This is a genomic window from Leucobacter soli (assembly GCF_042659205.1).
GTDB lineage: Bacteria > Actinomycetota > Actinomycetes > Actinomycetales > Microbacteriaceae > Leucobacter > Leucobacter soli.
In genome coordinates, this window is sequence record NZ_JBHSRW010000155.1 from 1 (window position 1) to 5,423 (window position 5,423).

General features: G+C 70.9%; 8 protein-coding genes. 7 read left to right on the top strand and 1 reads right to left on the bottom strand.

All coding sequences use genetic code 11. The features are described from left to right. The coding region (locus ACFPZL_RS09430; RefSeq protein WP_382335210.1) for a methylenetetrahydrofolate reductase at positions 1-202 on the top strand (202 nt) is incomplete at its 5' end. A gap of 54 nt (positions 203-256) precedes the next feature. Here ACFPZL_RS09430 and lexA read toward each other — a convergent pair. Then, positions 257-922 carry a transcriptional repressor LexA gene (lexA, locus tag ACFPZL_RS09435; RefSeq protein ID WP_218113847.1) on the bottom strand — a complete coding sequence of 222 codons (666 nt, stop codon included), beginning with the start codon at positions 920-922 and terminating at the stop codon, positions 257-259. Positions 923-1,218: 296 nt separating this feature from the next. Between lexA and ACFPZL_RS09440 the strand changes: the two genes are divergently transcribed. From ACFPZL_RS09440 to ACFPZL_RS09465, 6 genes are all read left to right on the top strand, one after another. Next, positions 1,219-1,677 carry a LysM peptidoglycan-binding domain-containing protein gene (locus tag ACFPZL_RS09440; RefSeq protein ID WP_218113848.1) on the top strand — a complete coding sequence of 153 codons (459 nt, stop codon included), beginning with the start codon at positions 1,219-1,221 and terminating at the stop codon, positions 1,675-1,677. A 34-nt stretch (positions 1,678-1,711) separates the two neighbouring features. After that, complete coding sequence (locus ACFPZL_RS09445) at positions 1,712-2,788, top strand: histidinol-phosphate transaminase (protein WP_218113849.1); 1,077 nt, start codon at positions 1,712-1,714, stop codon at positions 2,786-2,788. Positions 2,789-2,798: 10 nt separating this feature from the next. After that, positions 2,799-3,407, top strand: coding sequence for an imidazoleglycerol-phosphate dehydratase HisB (hisB, locus tag ACFPZL_RS09450; protein WP_218113850.1), 609 nt, complete (start codon positions 2,799-2,801; stop codon positions 3,405-3,407). A 29-nt stretch (positions 3,408-3,436) separates the two neighbouring features. Next, on the top strand, positions 3,437-4,102 hold the full coding sequence (hisH, locus tag ACFPZL_RS09455) for an imidazole glycerol phosphate synthase subunit HisH (protein ID WP_218113913.1): 666 nt from the start codon (positions 3,437-3,439) through the stop codon (positions 4,100-4,102). A 24-nt stretch (positions 4,103-4,126) separates the two neighbouring features. After that, a complete protein-coding gene (priA, locus tag ACFPZL_RS09460; protein ID WP_218113851.1) occupies positions 4,127-4,873 on the top strand; it encodes a bifunctional 1-(5-phosphoribosyl)-5-((5-phosphoribosylamino)methylideneamino)imidazole-4-carboxamide isomerase/phosphoribosylanthranilate isomerase PriA in 747 nt (248 codons plus the stop codon). Between the two features lie 9 nt (positions 4,874-4,882). Further along, on the top strand, positions 4,883-5,423 hold a 541-nt coding region (locus tag ACFPZL_RS09465; RefSeq protein WP_382335213.1), incomplete at its 3' end, for an SseB family protein.

Below are 5,423 nucleotides of genomic sequence, written 5' to 3' on the forward strand. Positions count from 1 at the left end.
GGCGCCCGCAGGTCTGGCGCGCGCGCTCGAGGCGGCCGGGGGTACGGCGCCGGAGCTCGGCGTTGCGCATACCGTCGAGCTGGCTCGCGAGCTGTTGGCCGGCGGGGCGCCGTCGATCCACCTCTACACGTTCAACCGGCACGCGCAGGTGCTCGCGGTGCTGCGCGAGCTGGGACTGCTGGCGCGGGATCCCCTGGCATAGGGGGACCGGAGTCGCGCCCCGGCCTCGGACCGAGCGGCCTCAGACCGAGCGGCCTCAGACCGAGCGGAAGACGGCGACGACCCGGCCGAGCACCTCGGCGTAGTCGCCCAGGATCGGCTCGAAGGCGCTGTTGCGCGGGAGCAACCAGGTGTGGCCGTCGCGGCGGCGGAAGACCTTGACCGTCGCCTCTCCGTCGAGCATGGCCGCCACGATGTCGCCGTTCTCGGCGTCTCGCTGCTGCCGGACCACGACGAAATCGCCGTCGCAGATGGCTGCGTCGATCATGGAGTCGCCGACGACCTTGAGCATGAAGAGCTGACCGTCGCCGACGAGCGCGCGGGGGAGCGGGACCAGTTCGTCGACCTGCTGGTCGGCCGTGATGGGCACGCCGGCGGCGATGCGGCCGACGAGCGGGACGTACGCGGTCTCCTCAGCCTGCACGGCGGGCGCGTCGGCGAGGGCCTGGCTGGTGCTCGCCGGCTCCACGAGCACTTCGAGCGCGCGCGGCCGGTTCGGGTCGCGGCGCAGGTAGCCGGCGAGTTCGAGGCGGCTGAGCTGGTGGGTGACGCTCGAGAGGGAGGAGAGCCCGACTGCATCGCCGATCTCGCGCATCGACGGCGGGTAACCCCGGGTCTCGACGGAGCGCGAGATGAACTCGAGGATCGCCTGCTGCTTCTCGCTCAACTTCTTGAGCGTCGGCGTGCCATCCGGTGCGACCATCTCTGCCCCCTCGGGTTCGGCGGAATTCTGCGGTGAAACATGAATGTCGGTGGGTGGTGGTTCACTCGTGCCGATGGAGAAAGCGTAGCCGTCCGAATCGAATATCGGCAAACATGTGTTCGAGTGTCGCTCGAATGGTTCCGAACAGAAATTCGATGAGGGGTTGAGTTTTCGATTAATCGAAGATAGATTCGAAACAGATGTTCGAGGTGAAGGGTTCCGAAGGGTCCATGGATCGAACGGTCCGCGGATCGAACGCCCGACAGATCGAACACCGAGAGCGAGAGGAAGCGATCATGACCGCATCGCATACCGCACACGGCGTCTACCTGCGCGCCGTTGACGCCGCCGTCGACACCGACACTGACACCGACGTCCGGGATCGCACCCGCCTCCGGATCACCCGGCGCGGGCGCGTGGTGCTCGGTCTGCTGATCGCGCTGCTCGTCGCCGGCCTGGTCGCGGCTGCGGCGCTGTTCGGCGCCACCCGGGCCGCGGCGTCGGATGCCGCAGGCGGGGCCGACTTCGGCAATGTCGACTTCGGTTACGTCGTCGTGCAGTCGGGGGATTCGCTCTGGTCGGTCGCCACGACGCTCGACCCCTCGTCCGATCCGCGCGATGTGATCGCCGATATCGTGCGGCTGAACCAGCTCGAGAGCTCGGACGTCCAGGCCGGCCAGGCGATCGCTGTGCCGCTCCGTTACAGCGATGCCCCCGGAGTCGTCAGCGCGGAGGACCTGGGTATCGACGCCTGACTCGTCCGAACGCCGAGCGCCCTAGACTGATCCGGTGACCAGCCTGAGCGATCTGCCCCTCCGTGACACCCTCGTCGGCAAGCAGCCGTACGGCGCCCCGCAGGATCCGGTGCCGGTCAGCCTGAACGTCAACGAGAACACCCATCCGCTACCGGAGGCGGTCGTCGCCGACATCGCGGCCTCCCTCGCCGAGGCCGTGCGGGGCGTGAACCGGTACCCGGACCGGGACTTCCTCCAGCTGCGCGCCGCGCTCGCCGGCTACCTCGGCCACGGGCTCACCGCGGAGCAGCTCTGGGCCGCGAACGGATCGAACGAAGTGCTGCAGCAGGTGCTGCAGGCGTTCGGCGGCCCGGGCCGCACCCTGCTGAGCTTCACACCCACGTATTCGATGTACCCGCTGCTCGCCGACGGCACCGACACGGCATGGCGCCCGGTCGAGCGCCCCGCCGACTACGCGCTGACGCCCGACTTCGTCGCCGCGGCGCTGCGGGAGCACCGGCCGAACATCGCGATCCTGTGCGGCCCGAACAATCCGACCGGCACGCCCCTCGACCTCGATACGGTGCTCGCCGCCTACGACGCGTTCGACGGCATCCTCATCGTCGACGAGGCCTACCACGAGTTCGACGCCGAGCGGGAGAGCGCGATCACGCTGCTGCCCGGTCGCCCGCGCCTGCTCGTCTCGCGCACCATGAGCAAGGCCTTCGCCTTCGCCGGCGTGCGTCTCGGCTATCTGGCCGCCGATCCGGCGGTCATCGACGCGCTGCGTCTCGTCCGCCTGCCGTACCACCTCTCCGCGCTGACCCAGGCCGCAGCGCAGGCCGCGATCCGCCACTCCGGCGAGATGCTCGCCACGGTCGCCGACATCCGCGCCCAGCGGGACCGGCTCGCCGCCGCGCTCACGGCGCTCGGCTATCTCGTGCACGAGTCCGGAGCGAACTTCCTGCTCGTCGGCGGCTTCGCCGACCCCACTGCGGTGTTCGAGACGCTCCGCGCCCAGGGGATCCTCATCCGCGACCTGGGGATACCCGGCCACCTGCGCCTCACCGCGGGAACCGAGACCGAGACGACCGTGCTCATCGAGGCGATCGCCGCCCTCGCGCCCCGGTAGGCTAGAGGCCATGAGCAGCACCTCCCGCACCGCCTCGTTGCAGCGCGCCACGAGCGAGTCGCAGATCAGCCTGAGCGTCGACCTCGACGGGACCGGAGAGGCCGACGTAGCCACCGGCGTGCCGTTCTTCGACCACATGCTCACCGCATTCGCACGGCACTCGCTGACCGACCTCACGGTGCGCGCCGAGGGCGACATCGACATCGACGTGCACCACACGGTCGAGGACACCGGCATCCTGCTCGGCCAGGCGCTGCTCGCGGCGCTCGGGGAGAAGCGCGGCATCAGCCGCTACGGCGACGCGCTGGTGCCGCTCGACGAGGCGCTCGCGCAGGCGGTCGTCGACATCTCGGGCCGCCCCTACCTCGTGCACGGGGGCGAGCCCGCCGGGTTCGAGTTCCACCTCATCGGCGGTCACTTCACCGGCAGCATGGTCCGCCACTTCTTCGAGGCGCTCACGCTGAACGCGAGGCTCACGGTGCACGTGCGGCTCATCGAGGGCCGGGATCCGCACCACATCGCCGAGGCGGAGTTCAAGGCCTTTGCGCGCGCGTTCCGCCAGGCCAAGGCGCTCGATCCGCTCGTGACCGGGGTGCCCAGCACCAAGGGCGCGTTGTGACCGCAGCTACGCAGCCGGACGCAGCTCCGCTGACGAGCACCTCCTCGCCGACGACCGACACAGCCGCGCGGAAGGCCGTCGTCGTGCTGGACTACGGCTCGGGAAACGTCCACTCCGCGGTGAAGGCGCTCGAATCCGCGGGTGCCGAGGTCGAGCTGACGCGGGACCCGGACGCGGTGCTCGCCGCCGACGGCCTGCTGGTTCCGGGCGTCGGCGCCTTCGACGCGGTCATGCGGCAGCTGACCGCGGTGCGGGGCGATGAACTGATCGATCGCCGCCTCGCCGGTGGCCGACCGGTGCTGGGCATCTGCGTCGGGCAGCAGGTGCTGTTCGAGCGGGGCGTCGAGCGCGGCGCCGAGACCGAGGGCCTCGGTCAGTGGCCCGGGATCGTGCGCGAGCTGCATGCCGATCGGCTCCCGCACATGGGCTGGAACACAGTCGACGCGCCCGAGGACTCCGTGCTCTTCCGAGGGATCGAGCACGAGCGCTTCTACTTCGTGCACAGCTGCGCCGCGACCGAGTGGACGCTCGAGGGCAGGACTGAGGCGACCCGTCCCCTCGTGACCTGGGCAGAGCACGGCGAGCGGTTCGTCGCCGCAGTCGAGAACGGGCCGCTCTCGGCGACTCAGTTCCACCCGGAGAAGTCCGGCGACGCGGGTATCCGCCTGCTGCGCAACTGGATCGACTCCCTCTAGCCACGTAATGGAGAACACCCCGAGATGACCACACTCAACAACAGCCCCAAGCTCGAACTGCTCCCGGCGGTCGACGTCGCCGACGGTCAGGCCGTGCGGCTCACGCAGGGCGAAGCCGGCACCGAGACGAACTACGGCAGCCCGGTCGACGCCGCGCTCGACTGGATCGAGCAGGGCGCCGAGTGGATCCACCTCGTCGACCTGGACGCCGCCTTCGGCCGCGGCAGCAATGCCGCGCTGCTGCGGAAGGTGATCAAGCAGTCCAAGCGCGTGAAGATCGAACTCTCGGGCGGGATCCGTGACGACGCGAGCCTCGAGGCCGCGCTCGAGCTCGGTCCCAAGCGCGTGAACCTGGGTACGGCCGCGCTCGAGAACCCGGAGTGGACGGCCGCGGTGATCGCCCGCTACGGCGAGTTGATCGCGGTCGGCCTCGACGTGCGCGGCGAGACTCTCGCGGCGCGCGGGTGGACCGAAGAGGGCGGCAACCTGTGGGAGGTGCTGGACCGGTTGGAGTCCGCCGGCTGCCCGCGCTACGTCGTGACCGACGTGACGAAGGACGGCACCCTGCGCGGCCCGAACGTCGAACTGCTGAAGCAGGTCTGCGCGCGAACCGACCGCCCGGTCGTCGCCTCGGGCGGCGTCTCGAGCCTCGACGACCTCGCCGCACTGCGCGAGCTCGTGCCCCACGGCGTCGAGGGCGCGATCGTCGGCAAGGCGCTCTACGCGGGCGCGTTCACGCTGCCCGCAGCCCTGGATGTTGCAGGACGCTAGGTCCTCCACTTGGCGATCGAGAAGCTCCCGGCGACGGGCGACGCCCCGCGTTCGACCGGTGTTCCGGCGAGCCTCGTAGCCGGGGGCGCGGAGGACTCCGCGGGCTTCCCCTGGGCCGGCCGCACCTTCGACCACCACGGCACGGCCTTCGCCGCCGACGACGGCGCCTGCCCGCCGGAGCTCCGCACCGGGGTGGAGCGGGTCCGCGCGGCCGCCGCCGCGGGGGATCGGGCGGCGCTCGCGGAGGCGCACGCCGATGCGCTCCTCGCGCTGTCTCACTGCCGCGTCCTGATCCCGCTGCTCGCGGAGGCCGGCGACATCGGGGTCACGCCCGAGGGGCGCACGGTCGAGAAGACCCAGGAGCTCTCGATCGTGACGGTCGCCGGCCCGGACGGCCGCCGCACCATGCCGGTGTTCGGCTCCGTCGACACGATGCAGGCCTGGAACCCGAACGCCCGCCCGATCCCGGTGCCCGGCCCGCAGGCCGCACTGGCCGCGGCGCAGGAGGGGACCGACCTCATCGTGGTCGATCCCGGCACCCCGGAGCGCG